The sequence below is a fragment of the Arsukibacterium perlucidum DSM 18276 genome, from assembly GCF_000382165.1.
GTDB lineage: Bacteria > Pseudomonadota > Gammaproteobacteria > Enterobacterales > Alteromonadaceae > Alishewanella > Alishewanella perlucidum.
Map to the genome: position 1 here is coordinate 94,450 of NZ_KB907712.1, position 25,682 is coordinate 120,131.

The following is a 25,682-nucleotide window of genomic DNA, read 5'->3' on the forward strand; positions in this document are numbered from 1 at the left end:
GGCATAAGCCTCAGCGCCAGTGCAACGCGGTAAACTGCCTCAACTAAAGCGTGAACAGTAAATATCAGCTAGTCCTTCAACAAAGGCCACTTCATCTTCCGTCCAGCGTTTGATCACAGCTGTTTGCTCACAGCAAATAATGCCGCTGAGTTTATCGCCATGAAAAATAGGCACGTCCAGTAAAGATTTGATATCAAAAGGTTTTAGAAATAAATCAGCCAAATCCCGGGTTGCCGGGTCACTCTGTGCATCACTTGCCCTTATTACCTTTTTCTTATCAAGTGCTGCAAAGTAGCCAGGAAAGCTCCAGCGATCTATCAGCAGAGCCTCTTTGCTCATGCCGCTGTCTTTATCCAGCAGCAACTCACATCGAAGTAAGTCTTCGTCAGTATATTGCCATAGTCCCACCTGTTGAATCTTCAGACCATTAAGACAGCATGTTAAGATCTGCTGCCTCGCCTCGCTGTCTGAAATATCCCTATTTTGTAGAGCACTGCGAAGTTGCTCAAGCTCGGCTGACAGATATGGTTCCATAAATACAATATTCTCCGGGGTGCTAAGGTAAACCAAAGTTGCAGCATTAAAAATGGATGGTTTCAGCGAAATTTGCAACCTCAGATATAAAAACGCCAGTAAGTTTTTTAGGTTTTAAATCCGGTATTTATTTTAGTTTGTGGCAAGTGCTGTTGTAGCCACTGTAAAAAAGGCTGATATTGGTCCATAGGAAACTTGTAACGTACAAAAAGACTATTATTCAGCCTGAAATCTATATAAGCCAGTTGGTCCTGCTGGTACAGACTGAGTTGTTTTATATCGCTGATTCTGGCTCTCTCCATCGCCACTTGCAGCCAGGTTCCATCACTGGAGAACAGTTTCTGAATATCTTTGCTAAAGACGAATTCGCCCTTATTTGCCGGAGTTAAACTCATTGTTATTACTATGTCGGCAATCAGCAGTATCAGTACCGCGCCGGCGGTATACCAGTTGAACCACCAAAGCAGAAGCATTAACACCAGCAGCACTATGGCTTTTACCGGCACTGAGTCTTTAATTAAAGGCCATAACATAACACGCTACTCCATAGCATTAACTCACACAGCGACGGTATAAAACCGAGGTTTTTAAGTCAAGCGGCGCTTTGCAAGCGATTGTAACAAAGGGTGAAAGGCTGCTGGACGCTGGCGCATTATTTGAGATAAACACAGATGAATAAAAAAATTTTAGACATGGTGCAGGGAACCGCGCAGGATTTTTACAATGCCGGGGTAATGCATGATACGACACTGCGGGAGCAGGGACAAAAAAAGCCAAATGGCCCTTCGTTAAAGTTGCTTAATCTGGTGGCTAAAAAGGGCTTAAAGATACTGGCATAATCGATATTACCCACTAACCTTTTTCACCACATACCGATATGGCAGCTCAGTAGTATCGCTGGCCAGTAACTCATGGTCCATAAAGCGGCAGAATGCCGGGATATCGCGGGTGGTTGCCGGGTCGTCGGCGATAATTAATAAAGTGTCACCGACCTGCATTTTGCGAATGGTTAAGCGGATCATCATCACCGGCTCGGGGCAGCGCATGCCTAAGGCGTCCAGGGTTTGGGTGGCGCTGTTAAAAAGCGGGTTCATTACTACTCCGATAATCTTAATCTTCTTCAAAAGCTTAGTTTACTGGCTTACGCAAGTTGCACTAATCAGGCAACGGCTGTAGGTTGCAACACCCACTGTGCTCGCCACAGCAACTACTCCGGGCTTCCTGCCCTACGCTGCGCCAGCTAAAGCTGTTCAAATTCGTTCCTGACGAATTTGTCGCTCGGGCTGGCGCCCTCACTCAGACACTCTGTGTCTGCGCAAGTGGGGTTCCAACCATCGCCTTGGTTTAGCGACACCTTCTGTTCACTAAAACGAAAAAAGGGCCGTAAAAACGGCCCTTATTCTATGCGATTGCGCTGGTCGCTACCAGCCTGTTGCTAACAGCTTATGGCCGCTCAAAAACAGTCGCGATGCCCTGGCCTAAACCAATACACATGGTAGCCAGGCCAAACTTGCCGCCTTTATCTTCCATTACATTGATTAAAGTGGTGCTGATCCGCGACCCTGAGCAGCCGAGCGGGTGACCAAGTGCTATGGCGCCGCCATTCAGGTTTACTTTCTGATCTTTGACTTCCATTAAGCCTAAATCTTTCATTACCGGTAGCGCCTGCGCCGCGAATGCTTCGTTTAGCTCAGCGTAGTCGATATCGTTAATGGAGATGCCAGCCATTTTCAGGGCTTTTTTCGAGGCCGGTACCGGGCCGTAACCCATAATAGACGGGTCGCAACCAGCTACACCCATCCCCCGCACATAAGCACGGATAGGTAAGCCCAACTCTTTCGCTTTCTCTTCACTCATTACCAGCATGCCCGAGGCCCCGTCTGATAACGCCGACGAGGTTCCGGCTGTTACGGTGCCGTTCGCCGGGTCGAATACCGGCCGTAACTGGCCCAATGCTTCTACTGTGGTTTCCGGGCGAATAACTTCATCGTAATCCATCAACTTTAACACGCCATCTGCGTCGTGGCCTTCGGTGGGGATAATTTCATTTTTAAAGCGGCCTTGCTCGCTGGCCTCTTGCGCTAAGCGATGTGAACGGGCACCGAATTCGTCTTGCTGCTCGCGGCTGATACCGTGCATTTTACCCAGTAACTCAGCAGTTAAGCCCATCATGCCGGCGGCTTTGGCGATAGTGGTGGATAAGCCAGGGTGAAAATCGACACCGTGGTTCATTGGTACATGGCCCATATGCTCGACACCACCAATGAGATACACCTCACCCATACCGGTTTGAATAGCCCGAACCGCGTCATGCAGTGCCTGCATTGACGAGCCGCATAAGCGGTTAACGGTAACAGCGGGCACCGAATGCGGAATACCGGCTAACAACGAGGCGTTGCGCGCTACGTTAAAGCCTTGCTCCAGGGTTTGCTGCACGCAGCCCCAGATAATATCGTCGATATCACTCGGCTTTAACGCCGGGTTGCGTTCCAGCAATGATGCCATTACGTGGGCCGATAGCTGCTCAGCACGAACATTACGGTACATACCATTTTTTGAGCGCCCCATCGGGGTGCGGATACAATCTACTATTACAGCGTTTTTCATTATTCTGCTCCTGCGCTTAAACCGGGAAGAAACGCTGGCCGTTATCGGCCATGGCGCGGGTTTTATCTGTAACCTGATAAATTTCGCCTAAGTGAGCGTATTTATCGGCCAGGGCAACAAAGTTGGTTAAACCTATGGTGTCGACATAACGCAGCGGGCCGCCACGGAACGGCGGGAAGCCCAGGCCAAATATCAGGCCCATATCGGCTTCGGCTGCGGTTTGTACTATGCCTTCTTCTAAACAACGAATGGTTTCGTTAATCATCGGCACCATTACCCGGGCAATAATCTCATCCGGGCTGAATTCCTGCTTATCGGCGGCAATGCCGGCCAGTATTGCAACACTTTGCGGGTCGATATCTTTTTTCGGCTTGCCTCTGGCATCTTTGCTATAGGCATAGAAACCCAGGCCATTTTTCTGACCATAGCGCTCGCTTTTATACATCGCTGCAACCGGATCGTTGTCCAGTTTCGCCATCCGGCTCGGGAAGCCATCTGCCATTACGTCGGTGCAATGGAAGGCGGTATCCAGGCCAACGACATCGAGCAGATAGGCCGGGCCCATCGGCCAGCCAAATTGCTTCTCCATTACCTTATCTATCTGGGCAAAGTCGGCGCCGTCCAGTACCAGTTTGCTGAAACCGGCAAAATACGGAAACAGTACCCGGTTAACAAAGAAACCCGGGCAGTCGTTGACCACGATAGGTGATTTACCCATTTTCGCAGCGTATGCCACTACCGCAGCCACGGTTTCATCGCTGGTGTGCTCGCCGCGAATAACTTCCACTAACGGCATCCGGTGAACCGGGTTAAAGAAGTGCATACCGCAGAAGTTTTGCGGCCGGCTCAGGTTTTTCGCTAAGGCATTGATGGAAATTGTTGAGGTGTTCGAGGTTAATATCGCGTCATCACTAATTAAACCTTCCACTTCTTTTAGTACTGCACCTTTAATTTTCGGGTTCTCTACTACCGCTTCCACCACGATATCAACGTCTTTTACCAGTTCGTTGCTAAGGGTAGGGGTAATACTGGCAATCACTTTAGCCATACCGGCCACATCAAGTTTTTTGCGCTCAACTTGTTTACTTAATAATTTAGTAGCTTCGCCCATGCCCAGTGCCAGCGCTTTATCGGCGATGTCTTTCATTACTACCGGTACACCTTTTAACGCTGACTGATAGGCAATGCCGCCGCCCATAATGCCGGCACCCAATACGGCAGCTTTTTTAACTGCCTTAGTGGCAACTTTGCCGGCTTTTTTCGCTTTGCTCTTAATTAACTGGTCATTTAAAAACAAACCAACCTGGGCGGTAGCCGCATCGGTTTTCGCCAGTTTGGCAAAACCGGCATTTTCCAGTGCCATGGCGCCGGCGCGGTCTAAGGTGGCGGCCGCTTCAATAGTTTGTACCGCTGCCATTGGTGCCGGGTAATGCTTACCAGCGGTGGCAAATACCATACCCTTGGCCGTGCTGAAGCTCATTGTGGCTTCGGTTTTATTCAGTTTTAATGGTTGCAACTTAACTGCACGTTTTTTCTGCCAGTTCAGACTACCGGCAATGGCATCTTCTAATACGCTAAGTGCTGCTGATTCCAGTTTTTCCGGTGCCACTACCGCATCAATTAAGCCGGCTTTCTGGGCCTGCTCGGCGCTGTGGTCTTTACCAGTGGTGATCCACTCCATCGCGTTATCGGCACCAATGATCCGTGGCAAACGCACTGTGCCACCAAAACCTGGCATTAAACCCAACTTTACTTCAGGCAGGCCAATCCGGGTGCTGGTATCAGCGACCCGGTAGTCACAGGCTAATGTCCACTCGCAACCACCACCTAAGGCGAAACCTTTTATGGCTACCACGGTCGGAACCTGCAGGTCTTCACATAAATCGAAAATATCAGAGGCTTGCTTGATCCACGGTACCAGTTCTGCTTCCGGACGCTGGAAAGTACTTAAGAATTCAGTGATATCCGCGCCAACAATAAAGGTGTCTTTGCCACTGGTAAAGATCACACCTTTCAGGTTACTGTCAGCGTGCAGCTTGTCTAAAGCTGTCTTACAATCAGTCAGGGTCTGTTGATCAAATTTATTGACAGAGCCTGCGGCAGCAAAGGTAAACCGGGCGATACCAGGTTTAATATATTCAACACTGATAGTGTCACTCTGGTAGATCATAAATATGCTCCTTGGTCGCGTTATAGGGTGATTGTCGCAACTGGTACGATGAGGTTAACAGGTTCAGTGTGTCGTGCTTTACTAAAAATTTCAACCGTTATTTAAACAGGTGTTTGAAAAAGGCAGCCAAACCCAGCTAAACGTTGCCATTAGGTGTGACTAACTATAGTTGCTTTTCTATTTTTCGCTGGAGTCAGAGGTAAGTCGTGATAACTTTTCGTTCATTAGTCGCCGCCACAGTGTTAACTACAACGGTGGTGTCCTGCGTATTTGCAGCCCGGGCGGCTGATCAGGATAAATTACAACAGCAACGGCAGCGTTTTGTCGCGCTGGAACATAGCATCGACAACGTTAGCCGCAAGCAGGCTGAAAGTTGGTTTGCCGAGTTGGAAGGCTATCCGTTGCAGCCCTATTTACGCCTGAAACGGCTACAAAAGTTTTTAAACGCTCACGATGCAATAGAAGAATTTCTGACGCAATACCAGGGCACGCCAATGGATTGGCCGTTACGTAAGCCCTGGCTGCTGCGCCTGGCTGAGCAGCAACAAGCTGAACGCTTTCTGGCGAATTTTCCCGGCTCGTCAGATGCTGAGCTAACGTGTCTGGCATTGCGTTTTCAGTTATCAACCAAAGCCTTGCCTGAGGCAGAAATATGGCAGCAAACGGAGCAAATCTGGACTGAAGGTAAATCGCAGCCACGCGCCTGTGACCCGTTATTTACTGCCTGGCGCAACAGTAAACCGTTGCAAAGTGAAACAGTGCATCGTCGGCTGCAACTGGCCGCAGAAGGCGGCCAGGCCCAGCTTATACCCTATTTAAAAACCTTGTTACCAGCTAATGAGCAGTATATCGCAGATTTATGGCAGCAAACCCGGCGTAATCCGGCGGTGATCGCCAGGGCAAAGTTTTTCCCAGGCAAACATATAATAGAACGCGATGTGCTGGCCTATGGCTTAAAGCGCTTAGTCTGGCGCTCACCCGATCAGGCACTGGCCACCTGGCAACGTCATGTAAATGACCCTTATTTCAGTAAGGCGCAGCGCTTGGATGTGCAGCGTCAGTTTGCCATAGCACTGGCCAGTAAGGGTGACAGCCGGGCTGAAAACTGGCTGACAACCTTACCCGCAGAGTTGTTTGACGTGAATCTGGCGCAATGGCAGGTTGCTCATGCGCTGCGCGAGCTGGACTGGCCTAAAGTGCAACAGGTGGTAGAGCAGCTACCCGCCGAGCTGCAGGGCGATATTAACTGGCGTTACTGGCGGGCCAGGGCACTGGAAGAGCAGGGTGAAGCCGGGCTGGCCAAGGCGGAATTTACGGCTATTGCCGGCCAGCGTCACTACTATGGTTTTATGGCTGCCGCCAGAATTGGCTTGCCCCCAAGCCTGGCGCATAACCCGGTAAAGGTAAGCGATGAAGAAATCGCGTTGTTACAACAGCACCCCGCGGTGCAACGCGCCCAGCAGTTTCTGGCGCTGGGCCGGCTGACAGAAGCACGCCGTGAATGGAATCATTTACAGGATACCTCAGACGAGCAGCAGAAAATTACCTCGGCCAAGCTGGCCAGTCAGCTACAGTGGTATGAGCGGGCGATCTTTTCGCTGGCCGATGTCGGTTACTGGGATGATGTCGAGCTACGCTTTCCGCTGGCCTATCAGCAGGAAATGCAGCTATCTGCCGATAAGTATAATATCGACTCGGCTTGGAGCATGGCGATTGCCAGACGTGAAAGCTCCTTTATGGCCGATGCAAACTCGCCGGTGGGTGCACGTGGGCTAATGCAGATAATGCCCGGTACGGCCAACGAAATTGCGAAAAAGCAGGTGCAAATTCGCCAGCTATACAACCCGGTCACCAATATTGATTACGGTACCGATTATCTTAATTATTTAAAAAGGCGTAACGACGGCAACCTGTTAAAAGCGACCGCGGCTTACAATGCTGGCTATAGCCGGGTAAGGCAGTGGATCCCGCGGGATTATGCATTGCCGGCAGATGTTTGGGTAGAAACCATTCCGTACCGGGAAACCCGCGAGTATGTTAAAGCCGTAATGGCCTACTACCAGATTTACAATATCCGGATGAATGTCACTCAGGATGTTTTTAAACCGCTGGTGGCTATGAAGATTGGGGTGATAGTGGAATAGTGCTATTATTGCGCTCATCAGCCCACTCAACTAAAAAAAGGTAGCTATGAACTCAGGTTATCAGACGTTATATCAGGCTCATATCGCCCAGTTACAGCAGCGTACCCAGCAGGTGCTGGCGCGAGAAAATCTGGATGGTTTAGTTATTCATTCCGGCCAGGCCAAGCGTAAATTTCTGGATGATATGGATTACCCTTTCAAAGCGAATCCGCATTTTAAAGCCTGGTTACCAGTCATTGATAATCCGCATTGCTGGTTGTTGCTGGATGGGGTGAATAAACCCAAGCTTATTTTTTACCGGCCAAAAGACTTCTGGCATAAGGTGCCTGATGAACCTGCTGATTTCTGGGCAGAATATTTCGATATTCAGCTGTTAGATAAAGCCAATAAAGTTGAAACCCTGTTGCCTTACGATAAAGCGCGGCTGGCTTATATTGGTGAGTACCTGGAAGTGGCGCGGGCATTGGGTTTTACCGAGATTAACCCTGAACCGGTATTAAGCTACTTACATTATTATCGTGCCTATAAAACCGGCTATGAGTTGGCTTGCTTACGCCAGGCTAACAAAATGGCAGTAGCAGGTCATCGGGCTGCCAAAGCTGCGTTTTATGCTGGTGGCAGTGAGTTTGACATCCAGCTGGCCTATCTGGCTGCTGTTGGTCAGACAGAAAACGAAGTGCCTTATGGCAATATTGTTGGCCTGAACCAAAACGCTGCTATTTTGCATTACACCGCATTAGAACGGAAAAAGCCGGCGCAGCACCACTCGTTTTTAATTGATGCCGGCGCCGAGTTTAACGGTTATGCCGCCGATATTACCCGTACATACAGCTTTAACACTAATGATGAGTTCAGCGAGCTGATAGCGGCGGTAAACCAGTTAGAATTAAAACTGGTTGATGGTTTAAAACCCGGTATAAATTACGTCGATTTACACCTGCAATGCCATCAGGGTATCGCCCAGATCCTGCACGACTTTGACTTTGTCCGGCTGGACCCTGCAACCATAGTTGAGCGTGAAATCAGCCGTACCTTTTTTCCCCATGGCCTGGGCCATCATTTGGGGTTACAGGTGCATGACGTCGGTGGCTTTATGCTGGATGAGCGTGGCACCCATATTGCTCCGCCAGATAGCCACCCGTTTTTACGCTGCACCCGGCTGATTGAGCCAGATATGGTGTTTACCATTGAGCCGGGTTTGTATTTTATTGACAGCCTGCTGGCGGATTTAAAGCAAACAGATGCCGCTGCCAGCCTGAACTGGGATAAAATAGCGGCGTTTCGCCAATTTGGTGGCATTCGGATCGAGGACGATATTATTGTCCATCGGGATCGTAATGAAAACATGACCCGGGATTTGCAGCTCGCCTGACAGGGCGTTAAGGGACGCTATGCAATATCGCTCTATCATCCGGATCCTGGGGCTGCTGATCGCGATTTTCAGTATCACCATGATCCCGCCGGCACTGGTTGCTTTTGGCTATAAAGACGGTGCAGGTGTACCTTTTATCCTGTCGTTTTTATTGTGTCTGGCAATGGGCTTTGCCATTTGGTATCCCAATCGTAGCCACCGTTCTGAGTTAAAAGTACGGGACGGTTTCTTAATCGTGGTGTTGTTCTGGACGGTGCTGGGAGCGGTTGGCGCTATTCCACTATTACTAACCAGCAATCCCGATATGGGGCTGGCCGATGCCTTCTTCGAGGCTTTCTCGGGCCTTACTACCACCGGTGCCACCGTATTAACCGGTATTGAAACCCTGCCCAAAGCTATTCTGTATTATCGCCAGCAGCTGCAATGGCTGGGCGGAATGGGGATAATTGTACTAGCGGTAGCCATTTTGCCCCTGTTAGGGGTGGGTGGTATGCAGCTGTACCGGGCAGAAACGCCGGGGCCGGTTAAAGATAATAAAATGACCCCGCGGATTGCCGACACTGCCAAGCATTTATGGTACATCTATCTGGCGATAACCATTGCCTGCGCCCTGGCATTTCATCTGGCAGGTATGTCAGTGTTTGATGCTATTTGTCATGCATTTTCCACGGTAGCCATTGGTGGCTTTTCAACCTATGACGCCAGTATGGGGTACTTTAACAGTGCCACCATCAATATGATTTGCGTCATCTTTTTACTGATAAGTGCGGTTAATTTTCCGCTGCACTTTGCCGCTATCCGCGGTAAAAGCGTGTCGACTTATTTCAGGGACCCCGAGTTTAAAGTGTTTTTAGGTATTCAGGCCAGCCTGGTGCTTATCTGTTTTCTGGTGCTGTTAAACACCAATGTGTATGAGACTAGTGGCGAAGCGCTGAACCATGCTGCTTTTCAGGCAGTGTCGATATCAACTACAGCCGGCTTTACCACTGATGGTTTTTCTACCTGGCCATTGTTTTTACCCATCCTGTTAATTTTTTCCAGTTTTATTGGTGGCTGTGCCGGTTCTACCGGCGGTGGCATGAAAGTGGTAAGGGTATTACTACTATTTTTGCAGGGCCGGCGCGAGCTGAACCGGTTGGTGCATCCGCGGGCGGTATATGCCATTAAACTGGGGCGCCGGCCGGTAGAAGACCGGATTGTTGAAGCAGTATGGGGCTTTTTTGCCGCTTATGCTGTGGTGTTTGTAGTTATTATGTTGTCACTCATATTAACAGGCATGGACAATATCAGCGCTTTTACGGCCACCGCAGCCTGTTTAAATAACCTTGGCCCGGGGCTGGGAGAAGTTGCCGCTCATTTTGGCTCTATCCCTGACGCCGCCAAATGGCTGCTGATTGTTGCAATGGTATTTGGCCGGCTGGAAATTTTTACCCTGCTGGTATTATTTACCCCGGCATTCTGGCGGGACTAGCCCTGGCTTTGGCCATGGCTAGTCGCTTGCTGCACCAGAGTCAGATAAAAATGGCGCTTACCTGAAACAGTTTTTCCACTTCGACAATATGCTTTTTGTTTACCATAAACAGAATCACGTGGTCATCTGTTTCAATAACAGTCGTGTCATGGGCAATTAACACTTCGTCACCGCGTACTATGGCACCAATGGTGGTGCCGGGTGGCAGTTTCAGGTTGCCAATGGTTTTGCCAGCTACCTTGCTGGTGCTGCTGTCACCACGTACTACCGCTTCTATTGCTTCAGCAGCGCCACGGCGTAACGAGTAAACGTTAACGATGTCGCCGCGGCGAATATGGGTAAGCAATGCCGATATGGTTGCTTGCTGCGGTGATACTGCGATATCAATTTCACCGCCTTGCAACAGATCGACATAGGCGCCGCGTTTAATCAGGACCATGGTTTTCTGGGCGCCCATCCTTTTGGCCAGCATCGCCGACATGATATTGGCTTCATCATCATTGGTAACAGCAATGAACACATCAACCTGCTCAACACTTTCTTCTTCCAGCAGCTCCGGATCAGAGATATCGCCAACATACACCAGAGTGCTGTCCAGACTGGAGGCCAGAAACTCGGCCCGCTCTTTACTGCGTTCTATCAGTTTTACACTGTGGGTTTTTTCCAGTGCCCTGGCTAAACCAAAGCCAACGTTACCACCACCGGCGATCATTATCCGCCGGTAACTGCGCTCCAGTTTTTGCAGCTCGCTCATTACCGCTCGGATATGTTTAGTCGCGGCAACAAAAAAAACTTCATCGTCTGCTTCAATAATGGTAGTACCCAGGGGTTTTATGGCATTACCACGACGGTAAATTGCCGCGACCCGGGTTTCAATATTGGGCATATGTTCTTTTAATGCTGATAAAGCATGGCCGACCAGCAAACCGCCGTAATAAGCTCTGACAGCAACCAGACTTACTTTGCCTTCGGCAAATTCAACTACCTGCAGCGCACCCGGATAGTCTATTAAACGGCGGATATAGTTGGTTACCAGCGCTTCCGGGGCGATAAAATGGTCGACCGGCATATCATCTTTGTTAAACAGCTCATCGCGATACTTCAGATACTGGTTGGTGCGGATGCGGGCTATTTTCAGCGGGGTATTAAAAATACTGTAGGCAACCTGACAGGCAACAATATTGACTTCATCACTGTTTGTTACCGCTACTATCATATCGGCATCTTCTGCCCCGGCTTTTTTAAGTACATCAGGGTGAGAGCCATGGCCATGCACCACCTGTAAATCGAATCTGTCCTGCAGATTACGTAATTTATCCAGATTAGTATCAACCAGGGTAATGTCGTTTTGCTCACCAACCAGGTTTTCAGCTAAGGTGGCGCCTACCTGGCCTGAGCCTAAAATTATAATCTTCATCCGGCGTGGTTATCCTGTGGCGCTTTTTGCAGCAGCGCATAATAAAAGCCATCACGGTTCAGCTGGCCTGGGAACAGTTGCCAGCCCGGCTGGCCGGCAGTTGTAATCTCGTCGTTGTCTTGCGGTCCAATAGGGAGCAAGCGGGCATCGGTATTATTACTGAGAAAAAGGGTTATTTGCTGATGGTTTTCGGCCGGTAGCACACTGCAGGTAGCGTAGAGCAACTTGCCACCCGGCGCCAGCAGGGCCCAGCATTGTTGTAAAATTTGCTGTTGCAGCTGCACCAGCGGCGCGATATCACTTTTTTTTCGAAGCCAGCGAATATCTGGGTGGCGACGAATAACCCCGGTGGCTGAGCAGGGGACATCCAGCAATATTTTGTCAAACAACCGGCCATCCCACCAGCTATCAGGGTTGGCCGCATCGGCTGCTAACACTTCAGCATCCAGGCCAAGCCGTTGCAGGTTTTCCCGCACCCGAACTAAACGGCCAGGGTCTTTATCCAGCGCGGTAAGCTTAGCGTTGGGAGCCAGCTCCAGCAGGTGGCAGGTTTTACCACCAGGGGCACAACAAGCATCGAGAATATGCCGCTCATTTTCCGGCGCCAATAGCCACGCAGCATATTGGGCCGCGGCATCCTGCACTGAAAACCAGCCCTGCTGATAACCCGGCAATTCAGTAACATCTGTCGGGGTATTCAGCAACAGAGCCGTTGGCAAGGCTGCAATCGGTTGACTGTATCCAATGTCTTCAGCAGCTAATGCAGTGCAGAATTCCTCTGTACTAATTTGCCGGGTATTAACCCGCAACCACAATGGTGCTTTAAGTTGATTAGCGTCGAGGATGCTTTGCCAGTCATCAGGATATGCTGTTTGCAGGCTGCTGATTAACCAACCTGGATGGTTGAACTGCACAGCCTGGCTGGCCTGGCTGAAATTGAACAACTGTGGCTGGCGCTGTACATTACGTAACACACCATTAATTAACTTAGTCAGTGACTGGCCTTTTAACTCGCGGGCGGCATCCACTGTAGCGTTAATGGCTGCATGGTCTGGTACCCGCATAAAATGCAGCTGGTAAATGCCAACATAAATCAGAAACTGCAACACCCGGAAGTTTTTAACCAGCGGCTTTTGCATCAGCCGGGCACAGACATGTTCCAGCTGTGGCAGGGTGCGCATCACTCCAAAGCAGATTTCCTGCAACAAGGCTTTATCCAGCGGATTAGTGATTTGCTGCTGGGCTTTGGGTAACACATCAGACAACGAGCGGCCCTGGTCAATTACCTGATAACAGCACTGGGCAGCTAAGGCCCGGCAATCACGGCTCATGTGTTAGCCAATACTGGTGTTGCCGGTAGCTTAGTACCAACTTTAAACCAGTCAGCCCGGCCATTCAGGAAATCTGCAACCGCCATTGGTTTCTTGCCAGGTGGTTGCAGCGTAGTAAGTACTAACACACCACTGGTGCAGGCTATCTCAATGCCTTTTTTACTGGCAGCTAATATCTGGCCGGCGGGCGCCTGATGCTCAGTGTTTTGCCAGCTGGCCTGCCAGATTTTTACCGTGCCCTGAGTTAATTGCAGATAGCTGGCTGGCCACGGATTAAAGGCCCGGATTTCCCTGCTCAGGGCTTCAGCACTTTTGCTAAAATCGAGCAGACCTTCTTCCTTATGTAGCTTTTCGGCATAACAGGCGAGGCTGTTATCCTGCGGTTCAGCACTGACTTGCAGGGCCGGCAACTGCGCCAATGCATTTATTAAAGCCTGAGGACCCAGCTCTGCCAGCCGGTCATAAAGGCTGGCGCTGGTATCTGTGGGGGCAATTTCGCAGCTGACTTTGCTTAGCATAGCGCCGGTATCCAGTCCTTCGTCCATTTGCATAATGGTAACACCGGTTTGCTGATCACCAGCCCAGATGGCCCGTTGAATGGGGGCAGCGCCGCGCCAGCGCGGCAGTAAGGAACCATGCACGTTAATACAGCCTAACCGCGGGCTTTGCAGCACGGCCACAGGCAATATCAGGCCGTAGGCTACCGCTACCATTACATCAGCATTTAGCGCAGCGAGCTCGGCCTGAGCTTCGGCTTTTTTCAACGATTTGGGCTGATAAACCGGTAACTGATGTTGTTCAGCCAACTGTTTTACCGCACTGGGTTGTAGCTTCTGGCCACGACCTGCCGGGCGATCTGGCTGGCTATATACCGCAATAACCTGATGGGGGCTGGCAATTAAAGCCTGTAAATGACGGGCGGCAAAATCGGGGGTGCCGGCAAATATAATACGTAAAGGCTGAGTCACTGTGAGTCCTGTATTACAGCGCGTGGCGCTGGGCCATTTTGGCTTCTTTTTCCATTTTCTTGCGAATGCGCTCTCGTTTTAATGGTGACAAATAATCAATGAACAACTTACCCACCAAGTGATCCAGTTCATGTTGCAGACAAATAGCCAGCAAGCCATCTGCCGCCAGTTCAAATGGCTCACCGTTACGATCAAGCGCCTTCACTTTAACTGTGGCGGCCCGCTCTACCGAGGCATAGTTTTGCGGCACTGACAAACAGCCTTCTTCATAGCTGGTGATGCCGTCACGCTCAACAATTTCCGGGTTAATCAGCACCAGCGGTTCATCGCGATGTTCAGACAAGTCTATTACCACTACCCGCAGGTGTACATCTACCTGGGTAGCCGCCAGACCAATACCATCTTCATCATACATAGTTTCAAGCATGTCACTAACTAACTGCTTGATTTGCTGAGTTACTTCAGTAACCGGTTTCGCTACAGTACGTAACCGATCGTCAGGAAAATGTAATACTTTTAAAACTGCCATAATACCTACAAAAATATGCTTTATTTCAAAGGTTGTGATATGTTTTAATTTTAGCCATTAATCCGCTGTATTAACAGCATAGTGTGCAATAATTACAACAAGAATAAGTTCAAGGAAGCAGGCATGCTGAAAAAAATTGCAATATCTGTAATCGCACTGTTTTGTTGGTTGTCGTTCAGCCTGCAAGCTGACGTACTGCAAATAAGAGAGGATGCACCCGCTTCCTATGTGGTGAAGAAAGGTGACACGCTGTGGGATATCTCAGCACTGTATCTTAATGAACCCTGGTTATGGCCACAATTGTGGCAGATGAATCCACAAGTAGATAACCCGCATTTAATTTACCCCGGCGATGTGCTGACCCTGACTTATGACAGCATGGGGCGGCCACGTTTGTCGGTAAACGATAATGTGAAACGCTTGTCGCCGGAAGTGCGTAAAACCATGAAGGGCGATGGTGCTATTACCACCTTACCGCTGAGTATGATCCGGCCTTTCCTGACTTACGAACAAGCGCTGAGCGAAGAACAAATTGCGGCTATGCCTTATATTCTTGGCACCAATACTGCGACCAAGATGGCAGCAGAGACTCATACCGTCTATGTGAAAGGTGTATTGCAACCAGGCACGTCCTATGGCGTTTACCGCAAAGGTAAGCCATATGTTGACCCGGATTCAGGTTCAGTTTTAGGCTATGAAACAAGCTTAATTGCTACTGCCCGCGCTTTTCGCCCGGGTCGCGAGGCCACTGAAGACAGTCCGCTTGAAGCAGCTTCAATGCACGTGCTGAGTGTAAAGCGCGAGATTAAACAGGGTGATAAAGTTATGCCAGCGCTGGAAGGACAGTCTTTACCGGCGTTTTTCCTGATTAGCAAACCAGACTTTGCAGTAGACGGCACTATTATTGATACCACATCTCAGTTAAGAGAATTCTCAAAAATGGATATCGTGGTGCTTAACCGTGGGTTAATTAACGATATGCAAGCGGGCCAGATGCTGGGGATTTATCGTCAGTCACCATCGGTTATTGATGGTGAGGATGGCCCGGTATATGTAGAAGATGCAAGTAAATTACAAAAGATGTTTCGTAATTTTGGTGATAACAGCATCAGCATGCCACGGGAGAAAGTGGGTGAGTTAATGGTGTTTAAAGTAGCAGAGCGGGTAAGTTTCGCCATTGTTACCAGTACCCGTCGTCCAATCCGGGTTGGAGATGCTATCTCGAACCTTTAATTAATTTGATGGAGCCAGTTTGCCATGGATGATCTCCGCAACTGGCTCGCTTTAGCCTCTGTGCATGGCCTGGATGGTCTGAAGTTCCAACGACTAAGCGAGCATATTCCACTGGCCGAGCTGGTCAGTTTACCTATTAGTACGTTACGCAATATCGGTTTTACGTCGCGTCAGGCCGAATTATTGGCACTCCAAGGTCCGCGGCGTGCTGATCTGGCAATGGAGTGGCTGGCTCAGTCAACTCAGCATCATGTTGTGACATACCACGACCCGCGTTATCCGCCATTACTAAAACAAACCAAACAACCACCACTCTTGCTTTTTGTTAAAGGTCAGGCAGAGCTTCTGCCAAGACAGCAACTGGCAATGGTTGGCACCCGCCAGCCAACACCAACCGGACGTAAAGTTGCCCAGAATTTTGCAGCAGAACTTGTTCAGCAAGGCTATATGGTTACCAGTGGCATGGCACGGGGTATTGATAGTGAGAGCCACAAAGGCGCACTGCAAGGAGGGGGCTTTACTATCGCGGTGCTGGCGCATGGCTTACAGCAAATATACCCGGCGAGCAACAGAGCACTGGCTGAGCAAATAACTGCAAGTGGTGCTTTGGTCACTGAGTTTTTTCCGGATATTGAGGCCAGAGCCGAATTTTTTCCGCAGCGCAATCGGATTGTGGTGGGCTTAAGTTCTGCAACCATAGTAGTGGAAGCGGCTATGAAAAGTGGTTCGCTGATTAGCGCGAATTTAGCGGCGGAATATAATCGTGATCTTTTTGTGGTACCTGGCCCGATATACAGCCGGCAATCTGCAGGTTGTCACTGGTTAATTCAACAAGGTGCTAAACTTGTCACTTGCGTGGCCGATATATTGGAAGAGTGGCAGTTTTTCGCCCAGAATGGCTTAAGTACTTTAGCGTTAGATGAAAAAAAGTCTGCGCCGGACTTGTCTGCGCAGCAGTTGTTGGCTAACGTAGGAGATGACGCTACTGCAATAGATTTAATTGCTGAGCGGTCTAACATGTCAGTGACAGACGTATCAATAACCTTACTGCAGCTGGAAATAGCAGGTGAGGTGGCAGCAGTACCCGGTGGTTACATTAGAGTGAGGAGTGCCTGATAATGTTTGATATCCTCGTTTATCTGTTTGAAAATTATATTCATAATGAATCTGATATATATGTAAACCACGCGGATCTGACCAAAGAGCTCAGCCGTGCCGGCTTTCATGATGACGACATTTTTAAAGCGTTAAAATGGCTCGATAGCTTGTCTGCTTTGCAGGAAAGCCATATTAAGCCCTATCTGACGAAGGTTAACTCAACTGCCGTCCGTATTTATACGGCAGAAGAGCAGCGCAAGCTGGATGTTGCGGACCAGGGATTTCTATTGTTTTTAGAGCAAATTAATGTGCTCGATGCCAATACCCGTGAGATGGTAATTGACCGGGCCATGGACCTTGACAGTGCAGCACTCAGCCTGGAAGATTTAAAATGGGTGGTGCTGATGGTGCTGTTTAATGTACCTGGCCGAGAAAACGCCTACGCCCAAATGGAAGACTTAATTTTTGATGAACCCGACGGGCCGCTGCATTAAGCGGCTGTTGCTGATATGACCGAAGATTCGCCGCTGTTTAAGCTGCCGCAACAGCAGCAGCTTTGCCCGTTATGTCAGAATGCACTACAGATAAAGTCGTCTAAAAACGGCCCCTTTCTGGGCTGTAGTGCCTACCCTGCCTGCAATTATATTAAACCATTGCACCAGCACGACCATGCGATAGTGAAAGTATTGCCGACAGAAATTTGTCCACAGTGTGGTGGCGAACTGGCGGTGAAAAACGGTCGTTACGGCATGTTTATTGGTTGCACTGGTTATCCGGCATGTGACTTTGTGGTTGATCAACATGAAGATAACAAAGACCAGCCGCAGCTAAGCTGCCCAAAATGCAAAAAGGGCTACCTGACCGAGCGAATTAATAAATTTGGCAAGCATTTCTATGGCTGCGATCGTTATCCTCATTGTCGTTTTCTGATAAATGATAAGCCGCAGCAGGGTAATTGCTATTGCTGCAGCTTTCCATTGCTAGTTGCTAAAAAAGACACTTTGTACTGTGCGAAAAAAGGTTGCGGAAAAAAACAGCCGGCCCCTGAGGCCGGCATAGCTTATTAATCGCTGAGTTGCCCAAGCATTTGTTCAAGTTCCGGATAAGCTGCCGCCGGCAGTAAATCGATCAGTTTGGCAAAGCGGGCTTTAAGCTCGGCCAGTGAGTTGGCTGATAAATTGATATGACCCATTTTTCTGCCAGGCCTTTTAGCTTTGCCATACCAGTGGATATGTAGCCCGGCCAGACTGAGTATAGCTGCTGGTGCACTGTCTTCACCCAGGATATTGATCATCAGGGTAGGGCGTAAAAGTTCAGTATTGCCCAGTGGCATGCCGGCTACCGCCCGCAAATGATTTTCGAACTGACAGACATCGGCGCCTTGCTGGGTCCAGTGGCCAGAGTTATGGACCCTCGGTGCGATTTCGTTAACCAGCAAGTTTCCGTTTACTTCAAAAAACTCTATCGCCAGTACGCCAACATAGTTAAGGCCATTAGCAATAGCGGCGAACATCTGTTCGGCCTGTTGCTGAAGTTGCCCGTTAACCGGCCGCGCCAATGATACGCTCAGCACACCATTGACATGATGGTTTTCAGTTAACGGGTATACTTTAACTTCACCGCTGGCTGCTCTTACCCCAACTAATGACAGTTCCCGGTTGAAGCTAATAAACTGCTCGGCAACAATTGCTTGCTTACTATCGGCAGCCAGAAAATCTGCCATCTGCTGCCATACTGCATTTGCCTTAGCAGGTTCCTTTAAGCGCCACTGACCTTTGCCGTCGTAGCCGGCCAATGCACTTTTAAAGATCAGTGGCAAGCCAAGATTGCTAACGGCCTGTTTAAAATCAGCTTCGTTGTTAATGACGCTATAGCTGGCGCTGGCTACCCCACAACGGGCTAGCAGGGCTTTTTCTAACCGACGATCGCCACCGGCTTGAATGGCGTCACTGCCGGGCAGAAACTTACCGCTTTGCTGGCACTGCTCAAGTATCGGTAAGGGAATATGTTCAAATTCTGCAGTTATTACGTCAGCATCTGCAATCGCATTTGCCAGGCCGCTCCCCAGTTGCTGCTGGGTTAGCGGATGAACAATAGTGTCTGAATTAACATCATAGGCACTGATTGTTATATTAAGGGGCGCCCCGGCCAGTGCCATCATCCGTGCCAGTTGACCTGCGCCTAGTACCAGTATCTTCATAGCGAAACCTTTGCTGGATCTGGCTGGCTTAGTACGGTGTCAGTTTGCGCCTGACGGAAAGCATCAATTTTTGTCATCAACTCTTTGTTGTGGGTTGCCAGAATTTGCGCTGCCAGTAAGCCGGCATTGGCGGCACCGGCTTCGCCAATGGCTAAGGTTCCAACCGCCACACCCTTTGGCATTTGCACTATTGATAACAGAGAGTCGATACCCTTCAGAGCTTTTGATTGCACAGGTACACCTAGCACCGGCAAGCTGGTAAACGCTGCTGCCATGCCCGGCAAATGAGCTGCGCCACCCGCCCCGGCAATAATGACTTTTAAACCGCGACTGGCTGCGCTACTGGCATAGTCAGCCAGCAACTGCGGAGTACGATGGGCAGATACCACGCGGGTTTCATAACTGATGCCAAAGGAATCGAGCATATCAGCCGCCAGTTTCATGGTTGGCCAGTCTGAGGTTGAACCCATTATAATACCCACTTGCATGCCGCTTTCCTTCTGAACTTAATGAACTGAAATGACTAAGGCGCTATTATAGCGGCAACTGAGAGTGATTAAAATTTTTACTGTTAACCGGGGTAAATTGATGAGTGGGTGCACCATAGCGACAGCGGTAGAACTGTTGCAGCAGGGCGAGGTGATTAGCTATCCGACTGAGGCTGTTTATGGCCTGGGTTGTGACCCGGATAACGAAGCCGCCGTGCTAAAGTTAGTGGCAATAAAGCAACGATCGGTAGAGAAGGGCTTGATTCTGGTAGCGGCTACTTACTCCCAGCTATTGCCTTATGTTGATGATAAAGCTATTCCTCTGGAAAAGCGTTACCAGATTATTTCCAGCTGGCCCGGCCATATCAGTTGGGTATTGCCCGCCAGCAAAAACGCTCCTAAATGGATTACCGGCCAGTTTACAAGTATAGCGGTGCGGGTCAGCGCTCATCCTGTGGTGCAGCAGCTGTGCCAGCAATATGGTAAGCCAATCGTTTCAACCAGTGCAAACCTGGCTGGTGAGCCTGCTATCACAGATTATCAGCGGCTCCTGGCTACTTTGGGTTTAAAGGTGGCCGCCATAGTAGAAGGTGCATTGGGCGGCGCAGCTCAGCCCAGTCAAATCCGGGATGCCATCAGCGGCCAGCTAGTAAGGAGTTAATATGGCACAGAGTAACAGCGAGCAGTTGCAACAGGTGCAACAGTTTTTAACGGCACTGCAGGATACGATTTGCAGCGAACTTGAAAAAGCAGATGGCAAAGGCCATTTTATCGAAGATGCCTGGCAGCGACCGGAAGGCGGCGGTGGTCGTAGCAGGGTACTGACTAATGGCGCAGTATTTGAGCAAGCCGGCGTTAATTATTCACACGTTTTTGGCGCGCAAATGCCAGCCTCTGCCACAGCTCACCGGCCAGAGCTGGCTGGCCGCAGCTTCCATGCCTGCGGGGTTTCATTGGTGTTGCATCCGCATAACCCGCATTTACCCACTACCCATGCTAATGTGCGGTTTTTCATTGCTGAAAAAGACGGCGAAGAGCCGGTCTGGTGGTTTGGTGGCGGTTTTGATTTAACCCCGTATTATCCGTACGAAGAGGATGTCGTGCACTGGCATCAAACGGCGAAAGCTGCAGTGGAACCTTTTGGTACCGAGTATTACCCGGCCTATAAAAAATGGTGTGATGACTATTTCTACTTAAAGCACCGTGGCGAAACCCGCGGCGTCGGCGGCTTATTTTTTGATGATCTTAATGCCCTGGGTTTCTCCCAAAGCTTCGGCTTAATGCGTGCAGTGGGAGAGGCGTTTTTACCAGCCTATCTGCCTCTAGTCCAAAAACGCAAAGATACGCATTTTACTGAGCAACAGCGCCAGTTCCAGCTATACCGCCGTGGTCGTTATGTCGAGTTTAACCTGGTATACGACAGAGGTACCTTATTTGGTCTGCAAAGCGGCGGCCGTACTGAATCCATCTTAATGTCGATGCCGCCGCTGGTGCGTTGGCAGTATGGTTATCAACCCGAGCCAGGCAGTGCAGAAGCGATGTTATATCAGCGCTATCTTAAGCCACAGGATTGGTTGAAGCTCAGCAGTTAATTCTGTCACCCGCTAGCGAACACATGGGTTAAATACCGGGATTTTCAGTAGCAGGTAGTTGTTCATGCAAGCAGCTAAAGCTCATGCTTCCATTCAGGTGCTGCTTTTGCTGCACCATCAGCCTTAAGAAAACTTTAGGTCATATCACCCTTCACAAAATAAATGTCACACTTTTCCAGCAAAACCACGTCTTATTATAAAACATTGGAGCAAAAGTGACTTGAAAGGATTTACTGAAAAAGTTGCCCCTGATGTTGTAAAAGATGCGCAACAAGGACAGTTGCTTGCTCTAAAGCAACTCTATCAGGACTATGCAACAGCAGTTTTGCGGCTGGTTAGCGGCATTTTGGGGTCGGTGGAAGAAGGGCGTGATCTCACTCAGGAGATCTTTATCAAAGTCTTCGGAAAACTACCCGAATTACGCCAAATTGATGCTTTTCCCAGTTGGCTAAAGCAACTCAGTGTGAGGATGGCTGTTGATCAACTGAGAAAGCGAGTTAGTTTTGTGCATGAAGCGCTGGAAGAGGTTATTGAATCAGAACCTGACTGGATGCAGGCTACTGACATGCTTTGCCAGTTGGATGATATTGAACGTGTTATGTGCAACTTGTCGGAGGTTGAACGTGCTTTAGTTTGGTTGCATGTAGTAGAAGGTTATACCCATGAAGAGTTAGCGAAAATGTTGGAATGTTCTGAAACTGCCGTTAGACAGAGATATCGGCGGGCAATGGTTAAGCTAAAAAGTAAATTATACAGGCAGGTCAAAGATGAACAGTGAAGACCAATATAAGCAGCAACTGGCGAAAAGATTAGCAGAAGCAAATTGCCCGGTAGCAGATCAAGAGCTATGGCGCACTATTGAAAACCGCATTCTTCAGCGGCAGCAACGAAAAACCTGGTACTGGTATGGCATTGCCGCCAGTTTTTTCGCGGTCACATTTTTGCTCTATGTGCCATTTGGCTCCGAGCCATCGGCTGACAAAATCGTCTCTTCAGCTGAGCTTTATATGTTTGATGTTGCATTGCAACAAGCCTATCTGACGGATCCTAATTCTGTTGAAACGATTCGTTTACTGGAACAAAGGAAATATTTGGAATCACAGCAACCGGGGAGTTATGAGCTATGAACAAATCTTTATTAACACTGTTATTTGTCCAGTCATTGGCATGGGCGTCAGCCACAACTGAAATTGACCATGAAAAGCGAGTGGATGTTCTGCATGAAATCCGCAAAGCGTTGATAACGGCAAACGTTACTGCGCAAGATGCGCCGATCATGATTACAGAGCCTGCCAGAAGTTTTTACCACTTTGGTGCGGTGTTAGACCAGGATTTCAAGGTGGTGGCACTAACCCCGGGTTCCGATGCAGCTAAAGCGGATGTCCGAGTAGGCGACATGATCAAAGCGATTAATCACCAAGAAGTGAATAAAAGCAGTTTGGCAGACATTCTGGCACAAATGAATGATCTGCAAGAAGGCGCGACTCTGGCAATTGAACTACAACGTGACAATAAACTGAAAACCTTGCAAAGCCCGGTAACAAGAAAAACGTTACCTGCCTGGCGTTTGGAGTTAGTAGAAGACTCCGAGCAAACACCTGATACACCTTTAACTATGGGCTGTGGTTTTGTATCAGTATTTTATAATCCGCCAATAAGCATCCACCGTCATCCAGTGATGATTAATGAAATAGAAGATATCGGCTTTAAAGGGAATTTTAGGGAAACACAAAGAGAGCAGGTATTTAGATTACCTGCAGGCGAAGTGGAGATTGTCGTTCAAGAACTGATCAGTTCAGACACTATCAGGCGCAATAGAGGTGATTCACGAATCCGTCAGCATAATTCAATCAAAACCATGACTCTTGTGGTAGAGCCTGACAAAGTTTATCACCTTGCTGCAGAGTATTTTTCTGACCGTCGTGAGCGTAAAGATGCAGATGACTATTGGCAGCCCATTGTGTGGAAAACAACAGAGCGTTCTTGCGAATAGTGATTGCACAGGCCTGTAGCATAGAAACACTATTGATAACGGCCCAGATATGTAAAAACGTTTTTCTGAATAATGATGTTGTTATGTATTAATCATATGGCTCGCCAGTTGGCCTATCGACTGGCGAATGCCATCCCGCAGTAACTTGCTATCTACTACCTCATCCAGCGCTTTATCCATACAATACATCCACTGGTTACGCAGCTTTTCGTCTATCTGAAAAGGCAGGTGACGCGCCCGTAGCCGTGGGTGGCCATATTTTTGTTCAAACAGCGCCGGGCCTCCTAACCAACCTGATAAAAATTCAAAAAACTTCTGACGGATGTTATCAAGCGGCAAGGGATGAATAGCATATAACTCAGCTGCTTGCGGGTCGCTTGCCATGATGTCATAAAAGCGATTGGCTAATTCTCTAACCTTTGGCTCGCCACCCATCAGGGTATAAGGCGTTTGCTCCGGGGTTGGGTGTGGCTTGCTATTTGCGGTGGTTTTATTAACAATCAGCTGTACTAATTTCTTGATGGACATCAGTTGTGGACCGTTATGCTGTATTTGGAAATCCGATAGGCCAGTCAAAGTCACCTTTTATTCATAGCCAGTTTGCTTTGCAATGTAAGCAGCTAATGCAATACGAGGCTATTCTAGCACCGGCAGATGGCTTTGCCGACAGCTGGCGGGACTTTGTTGCCAGCGGCGGTAAGGGCGGTAACGTCACCGTGCCTTTTAAAGAGCAGGCTTATCAGCTGGCAGAGGTGCTATCGGCGCGGGCCCGGCAAGCGGGTGCGGTGAATACGCTTTACGTTAATACTGCCGGTCAGTTATGTGGCGACAACACCGACGGTATTGGCCTGGTGGCTGACTTAAAGCGGTTAGGGGTTAGTTTAGCTGGCTGCACGGTTTTGTTACTGGGCGCCGGCGGCGCAAGTCGAGGTGCTATCGGGCCTTTGCTTGATGCAGGTGTCCGGCAAGTAGTTTTAGCGAATCGGACTGTAAGTAAAGCGCAGACCATAGCCGCTAGTTTTGATAGCCGGTTAGTTGCCTGTGGTTTGACGGACATTCCGGAACAGGCTTATCCACTTATTATTAATGCAACATCATCAGGCTTAACTGGCAGCCGGCCTGAAATAGCTGCGACTTACTTGAAACAATGCCAGCTTGCCTATGACATGGTATATGGTGCACAGCCTACAACCTTTATGCAATGGGCTAAGCAACAGGGCGTGCCTCAGCAGGCCGATGGCTTGGGGATGTTGTTGGCACAGGCCGCGGCTGCCTTTACAATTTGGCGCGGAGTAACCCCGGATATTGAACCGGTAATGGCACTACTTAAAAAGCAGTTGGCGGGATGAATCAGCAACTAGTTTTTAATAATGATTTTCAGTTTGATACAGTGCGTCAGGCTGTGCGGTTTAGCTGTTTGGTAGCAGGTTTAAAAGTAAATTGTTTTATTGCCCTACCTGCCAGCGAAGAACCCGACCAGTTTATAACAAGCATAAAAGCTGACGCCTTTGACTGGGAAGATCGCGCCGAACAGGCTATAGCTGACGGCGCTTATACCAAAGCAGGAGAAATCTGGCTTTAGTTGCTAAGCTAGTTGTTCAACTCTGCCAGATATTCATTCTTCAGGATGACATAATTAGCCGCTGATTCTGCCAGAAAAGCTTTTTCAGCGTCATTTAAGGGCCGTGCCTGTTTTACAGGGCTACCGACATATAGATAACCGCTTTGTAAACGCTTACCCGGTGGCACCAGGCTGCCGGCACCAATAATAACCTCATCTTCAACCACTGCATCGTCCATGACAATGGCACCCATGCCAACCAGAATACGGTTGCCTAAGGTGCAGCCATGCAGCATAACCTTGTGACCGACTGTGACATCTTCACCAATAATCAGGGCACAGCCATTGGGTTTGCCATTGCTGGGCCGGGATAAATGAAGCACTGTGCCATCCTGAATATTAGTGCGGGCACCTATCCGGATATAATTCACATCACCTCGGGCCGCAACTAAAGGCCAGATACTGACATCTTCTGCCAGTTCAATATCACCGACCAGTACGCTGGATTCATCTACGTAAACACCTGCTGCCAGTTTTGGCAGTATTCCTTTATAAGCTCTAATCGACATCTTCATCTCCAAATCGCCGGCAATGCTGAGTTATTATGCAGCAAATGCTGTTAAAAAAACGCGTTTCGTTGAAACTTTATCCGAACGATCGCTAAAAACTAAGTTTTACTGTTTTATCGCTTGCAGTCGCTCTCAAACCGCCTATAATGCGCGCCATACCGAGGGGGGCTGCGCTAAGCAGGCTGCAGGTGAAACAAACCGGATTGCAAAAATCTTTAAAAAAGACCCTTGACAGTCAGGTTTAAATCACTAAAATGGCGCCCTCGCTTCAAGGTGGTAACGAAAGCCCTGAAATGAGAAGTTAGCTAGAAAGAGTCAAACGTCATGAAGTGTTTTGATAAAAAGATAAATCATCACGCTTGACTTAAAATCTGGGAAGTGTAACATACGCCTCCCGCTTCAAAC

Annotated in this window: 28 protein-coding genes; 15 read left to right on the top strand and 13 right to left on the bottom strand. The window is 49.0% G+C overall.

The annotated features are described in order from the left end of the window. Window positions 1-39 precede the first annotated feature (39 nt). Together H141_RS0110605 and H141_RS0110610 are read right to left on the bottom strand one after the other, a co-directional pair. Window positions 40-534 carry a GAF domain-containing protein gene (locus tag H141_RS0110605; RefSeq protein WP_157610848.1) on the bottom strand — a complete coding sequence of 165 codons (495 nt, stop codon included), beginning with the start codon at window positions 532-534 and terminating at the stop codon, window positions 40-42. 107 nt (window positions 535-641) lie between these two features. Further along, the gene (locus tag H141_RS0110610; protein ID WP_019676246.1) at window positions 642-1,067 is read right to left on the bottom strand and encodes a hypothetical protein; all 426 of its coding nucleotides are present in this window, start codon (window positions 1,065-1,067) and stop codon (window positions 642-644) included. 138 nt (window positions 1,068-1,205) lie between these two features. Here H141_RS0110610 and H141_RS21650 point away from each other — a divergent pair, with 138 nt between their 5' ends. Continuing rightward, entirely contained in the window at window positions 1,206-1,373 is a 168-nt protein-coding gene (locus H141_RS21650; RefSeq protein ID WP_019676247.1) for a helix-turn-helix domain-containing protein, read from the top strand. A gap of 6 nt (window positions 1,374-1,379) precedes the next feature. Here H141_RS21650 and tusA read toward each other — a convergent pair whose 3' ends face one another. From tusA to fadB, 3 genes are all read right to left on the bottom strand, one after another. Further along, window positions 1,380-1,628 carry a sulfurtransferase TusA gene (gene tusA, locus H141_RS0110620; RefSeq protein WP_019676248.1) on the bottom strand — a complete coding sequence of 83 codons (249 nt, stop codon included), beginning with the start codon at window positions 1,626-1,628 and terminating at the stop codon, window positions 1,380-1,382. Window positions 1,629-1,977: 349 nt separating this feature from the next. Beyond that, entirely contained in the window at window positions 1,978-3,141 is a 1,164-nt protein-coding gene (fadA, locus tag H141_RS0110625) for an acetyl-CoA C-acyltransferase FadA (RefSeq protein ID WP_019676249.1), read from the bottom strand. Between the two features lie 16 nt (window positions 3,142-3,157). Further along, complete coding sequence (fadB, locus tag H141_RS0110630; RefSeq protein ID WP_019676250.1) at window positions 3,158-5,311, bottom strand: fatty acid oxidation complex subunit alpha FadB; 2,154 nt, start codon at window positions 5,309-5,311, stop codon at window positions 3,158-3,160. Window positions 5,312-5,517: 206 nt separating this feature from the next. Here fadB and H141_RS0110635 point away from each other — a divergent pair, with 206 nt between their 5' ends. Genes H141_RS0110635 through H141_RS0110645 form a run of 3 tightly spaced genes read left to right on the top strand, consistent with a single transcriptional unit; the run spans window position 5,518 to window position 10,298 of the window. Further along, the gene (locus H141_RS0110635) at window positions 5,518-7,455 is read left to right on the top strand and encodes a transglycosylase SLT domain-containing protein (protein ID WP_019676251.1); all 1,938 of its coding nucleotides are present in this window, start codon (window positions 5,518-5,520) and stop codon (window positions 7,453-7,455) included. A gap of 46 nt (window positions 7,456-7,501) precedes the next feature. Further along, window positions 7,502-8,827, top strand: coding sequence for a Xaa-Pro dipeptidase (gene pepQ / locus H141_RS0110640; RefSeq protein WP_019676252.1), 1,326 nt, complete (start codon window positions 7,502-7,504; stop codon window positions 8,825-8,827). 19 nt (window positions 8,828-8,846) lie between these two features. Continuing rightward, entirely contained in the window at window positions 8,847-10,298 is a 1,452-nt protein-coding gene (locus H141_RS0110645; RefSeq protein ID WP_019676253.1) for a TrkH family potassium uptake protein, read from the top strand. Between the two features lie 40 nt (window positions 10,299-10,338). Here the strand turns inward: H141_RS0110645 and trkA are convergent, their stop codons facing one another. From trkA to def, 4 genes are read right to left on the bottom strand one after another with little or no spacing between them, the layout of a single operon-like run. Beyond that, window positions 10,339-11,715: a Trk system potassium transporter TrkA gene (gene trkA, locus H141_RS0110650; protein WP_019676254.1), complete on the bottom strand. Its 1,377-nt coding sequence runs from the start codon at window positions 11,713-11,715 to the stop codon at window positions 10,339-10,341. Continuing rightward, complete coding sequence (gene rsmB, locus H141_RS0110655) at window positions 11,712-13,046, bottom strand: 16S rRNA (cytosine(967)-C(5))-methyltransferase RsmB (RefSeq protein ID WP_019676255.1); 1,335 nt, start codon at window positions 13,044-13,046, stop codon at window positions 11,712-11,714. The genes trkA and rsmB overlap by 4 nt, the downstream gene beginning before the upstream one ends. Then, complete coding sequence (fmt, locus tag H141_RS0110660; RefSeq protein WP_019676256.1) at window positions 13,043-14,014, bottom strand: methionyl-tRNA formyltransferase; 972 nt, start codon at window positions 14,012-14,014, stop codon at window positions 13,043-13,045. The genes rsmB and fmt overlap by 4 nt, the downstream gene beginning before the upstream one ends. 13 nt (window positions 14,015-14,027) lie before the next feature. After that, window positions 14,028-14,543: a peptide deformylase gene (def, locus tag H141_RS0110665; protein ID WP_019676257.1), complete on the bottom strand. Its 516-nt coding sequence runs from the start codon at window positions 14,541-14,543 to the stop codon at window positions 14,028-14,030. Window positions 14,544-14,666: 123 nt separating this feature from the next. On the opposite strand from def, the gene H141_RS0110670 reads away from it, so the two are divergent. The 4 genes from H141_RS0110670 to H141_RS0110685 are packed head-to-tail and all read left to right on the top strand — an operon-like array spanning window position 14,667 to window position 17,941. Next, window positions 14,667-15,776, top strand: coding sequence for a LysM peptidoglycan-binding domain-containing protein (locus tag H141_RS0110670; protein ID WP_019676258.1), 1,110 nt, complete (start codon window positions 14,667-14,669; stop codon window positions 15,774-15,776). A 24-nt stretch (window positions 15,777-15,800) separates the two neighbouring features. Then, a complete protein-coding gene (dprA, locus tag H141_RS0110675) occupies window positions 15,801-16,892 on the top strand; it encodes a DNA-processing protein DprA (RefSeq protein ID WP_019676259.1) in 1,092 nt (363 codons plus the stop codon). A gap of 2 nt (window positions 16,893-16,894) precedes the next feature. Beyond that, a complete protein-coding gene (locus tag H141_RS0110680) occupies window positions 16,895-17,368 on the top strand; it encodes a DUF494 family protein (protein ID WP_019676260.1) in 474 nt (157 codons plus the stop codon). Window positions 17,369-17,383: 15 nt separating this feature from the next. Further along, window positions 17,384-17,941 (top strand): DNA topoisomerase family protein, encoded by a 558-nt coding sequence (locus H141_RS0110685; protein ID WP_019676261.1) that lies wholly within the window; start codon window positions 17,384-17,386, stop codon window positions 17,939-17,941. On the opposite strand, the gene H141_RS0110690 is transcribed toward H141_RS0110685, so the two are convergent. Together H141_RS0110690 and purE are read right to left on the bottom strand one after the other, a co-directional pair. Beyond that, window positions 17,938-19,074, bottom strand: a complete 1,137-nt coding sequence (locus H141_RS0110690; protein ID WP_019676262.1) for a 5-(carboxyamino)imidazole ribonucleotide synthase — start codon at window positions 19,072-19,074, stop codon at window positions 17,938-17,940. The two genes, H141_RS0110685 and H141_RS0110690, sit on opposite strands and share 4 nt — an antisense overlap. Continuing rightward, window positions 19,071-19,562, bottom strand: a complete 492-nt coding sequence (gene purE / locus H141_RS0110695) for a 5-(carboxyamino)imidazole ribonucleotide mutase (RefSeq protein WP_019676263.1) — start codon at window positions 19,560-19,562, stop codon at window positions 19,071-19,073. The genes H141_RS0110690 and purE overlap by 4 nt, the downstream gene beginning before the upstream one ends. A gap of 100 nt (window positions 19,563-19,662) precedes the next feature. On the opposite strand from purE, the gene tsaC reads away from it, so the two are divergent. The 5 genes from tsaC (at window position 19,663) to H141_RS0110720 (ending at window position 23,147) form a co-directional block, all read left to right on the top strand. Further along, window positions 19,663-20,223 (top strand): L-threonylcarbamoyladenylate synthase type 1 TsaC, encoded by a 561-nt coding sequence (gene tsaC, locus H141_RS0110700; protein ID WP_026349387.1) that lies wholly within the window; start codon window positions 19,663-19,665, stop codon window positions 20,221-20,223. Window position 20,224: 1 nt separating this feature from the next. Beyond that, a complete protein-coding gene (gene hemF, locus H141_RS0110705) occupies window positions 20,225-21,154 on the top strand; it encodes an oxygen-dependent coproporphyrinogen oxidase (protein WP_019676265.1) in 930 nt (309 codons plus the stop codon). Window positions 21,155-21,374: 220 nt separating this feature from the next. After that, window positions 21,375-21,932, top strand: coding sequence for an RNA polymerase sigma factor (locus H141_RS0110710; RefSeq protein WP_019676266.1), 558 nt, complete (start codon window positions 21,375-21,377; stop codon window positions 21,930-21,932). Beyond that, a complete protein-coding gene (locus H141_RS0110715) occupies window positions 21,922-22,281 on the top strand; it encodes a hypothetical protein (protein ID WP_019676267.1) in 360 nt (119 codons plus the stop codon). The genes H141_RS0110710 and H141_RS0110715 overlap by 11 nt, the downstream gene beginning before the upstream one ends. Next, window positions 22,278-23,147, top strand: a complete 870-nt coding sequence (locus H141_RS0110720) for a PDZ domain-containing protein (protein WP_019676268.1) — start codon at window positions 22,278-22,280, stop codon at window positions 23,145-23,147. Before H141_RS0110715 ends, H141_RS0110720 begins: the two co-directional genes overlap by 4 nt. Before the next feature lie 81 nt (window positions 23,148-23,228). Here H141_RS0110720 and H141_RS0110725 read toward each other — a convergent pair whose 3' ends face one another. Beyond that, on the bottom strand, window positions 23,229-23,675 hold the full coding sequence (locus tag H141_RS0110725) for a group II truncated hemoglobin (protein WP_019676269.1): 447 nt from the start codon (window positions 23,673-23,675) through the stop codon (window positions 23,229-23,231). 5 nt (window positions 23,676-23,680) lie between these two features. On the opposite strand from H141_RS0110725, the gene aroE reads away from it, so the two are divergent. Then, the gene (gene aroE, locus H141_RS0110730; protein ID WP_019676270.1) at window positions 23,681-24,496 is read left to right on the top strand and encodes a shikimate dehydrogenase; all 816 of its coding nucleotides are present in this window, start codon (window positions 23,681-23,683) and stop codon (window positions 24,494-24,496) included. Then, window positions 24,493-24,729, top strand: coding sequence for a DUF1488 family protein (locus H141_RS0110735; RefSeq protein WP_019676271.1), 237 nt, complete (start codon window positions 24,493-24,495; stop codon window positions 24,727-24,729). The genes aroE and H141_RS0110735 overlap by 4 nt, the downstream gene beginning before the upstream one ends. Window positions 24,730-24,737: 8 nt before the next feature. Here the strand turns inward: H141_RS0110735 and H141_RS0110740 are convergent, their stop codons facing one another. Continuing rightward, window positions 24,738-25,277, bottom strand: coding sequence for a gamma carbonic anhydrase family protein (locus H141_RS0110740; RefSeq protein WP_019676272.1), 540 nt, complete (start codon window positions 25,275-25,277; stop codon window positions 24,738-24,740). Window positions 25,278-25,682 lie beyond the last annotated feature (405 nt).

Bases quoted from the DNA above. Each gene is read 5' to 3' on its own strand.
- H141_RS0110605 (WP_157610848.1), bottom strand. From the start codon at position 534: ATGGAACCATATCTGTCAGCCGAGCTTGAGCAACTTCGCAGTGCTCTA.
- H141_RS0110610 (WP_019676246.1), bottom strand. From the start codon at position 1,067: ATGTTATGGCCTTTAATTAAAGACTCAGTGCCGGTAAAAGCCATAGTG.
- H141_RS21650 (WP_019676247.1), top strand. From the start codon at position 1,206: ATGAATAAAAAAATTTTAGACATGGTGCAGGGAACCGCGCAGGATTTT.
- tusA (WP_019676248.1), bottom strand. From the start codon at position 1,628: ATGAACCCGCTTTTTAACAGCGCCACCCAAACCCTGGACGCCTTAGGC.
- fadA (WP_019676249.1), bottom strand. From the start codon at position 3,141: ATGAAAAACGCTGTAATAGTAGATTGTATCCGCACCCCGATGGGGCGC.
- fadB (WP_019676250.1), bottom strand. From the start codon at position 5,311: ATGATCTACCAGAGTGACACTATCAGTGTTGAATATATTAAACCTGGT.
- pepQ (WP_019676252.1), top strand. From the start codon at position 7,502: ATGAACTCAGGTTATCAGACGTTATATCAGGCTCATATCGCCCAGTTA.
- H141_RS0110645 (WP_019676253.1), top strand. From the start codon at position 8,847: ATGCAATATCGCTCTATCATCCGGATCCTGGGGCTGCTGATCGCGATT.
- trkA (WP_019676254.1), bottom strand. From the start codon at position 11,715: ATGAAGATTATAATTTTAGGCTCAGGCCAGGTAGGCGCCACCTTAGCT.
- rsmB (WP_019676255.1), bottom strand. From the start codon at position 13,046: ATGAGCCGTGATTGCCGGGCCTTAGCTGCCCAGTGCTGTTATCAGGTA.
- def (WP_019676257.1), bottom strand. From the start codon at position 14,543: ATGGCAGTTTTAAAAGTATTACATTTTCCTGACGATCGGTTACGTACT.
- H141_RS0110670 (WP_019676258.1), top strand. From the start codon at position 14,667: ATGCTGAAAAAAATTGCAATATCTGTAATCGCACTGTTTTGTTGGTTG.
- dprA (WP_019676259.1), top strand. From the start codon at position 15,801: ATGGATGATCTCCGCAACTGGCTCGCTTTAGCCTCTGTGCATGGCCTG.
- H141_RS0110680 (WP_019676260.1), top strand. From the start codon at position 16,895: ATGTTTGATATCCTCGTTTATCTGTTTGAAAATTATATTCATAATGAA.
- H141_RS0110685 (WP_019676261.1), top strand. From the start codon at position 17,384: ATGACCGAAGATTCGCCGCTGTTTAAGCTGCCGCAACAGCAGCAGCTT.
- H141_RS0110690 (WP_019676262.1), bottom strand. From the start codon at position 19,074: ATGAAGATACTGGTACTAGGCGCAGGTCAACTGGCACGGATGATGGCA.
- purE (WP_019676263.1), bottom strand. From the start codon at position 19,562: ATGCAAGTGGGTATTATAATGGGTTCAACCTCAGACTGGCCAACCATG.
- tsaC (WP_026349387.1), top strand. From the start codon at position 19,663: ATGAGTGGGTGCACCATAGCGACAGCGGTAGAACTGTTGCAGCAGGGC.
- hemF (WP_019676265.1), top strand. From the start codon at position 20,225: ATGGCACAGAGTAACAGCGAGCAGTTGCAACAGGTGCAACAGTTTTTA.
- H141_RS0110715 (WP_019676267.1), top strand. From the start codon at position 21,922: ATGAACAGTGAAGACCAATATAAGCAGCAACTGGCGAAAAGATTAGCA.
- H141_RS0110720 (WP_019676268.1), top strand. From the start codon at position 22,278: ATGAACAAATCTTTATTAACACTGTTATTTGTCCAGTCATTGGCATGG.
- H141_RS0110725 (WP_019676269.1), bottom strand. From the start codon at position 23,675: ATGTCCATCAAGAAATTAGTACAGCTGATTGTTAATAAAACCACCGCA.
- H141_RS0110735 (WP_019676271.1), top strand. From the start codon at position 24,493: ATGAATCAGCAACTAGTTTTTAATAATGATTTTCAGTTTGATACAGTG.
- H141_RS0110740 (WP_019676272.1), bottom strand. From the start codon at position 25,277: ATGTCGATTAGAGCTTATAAAGGAATACTGCCAAAACTGGCAGCAGGT.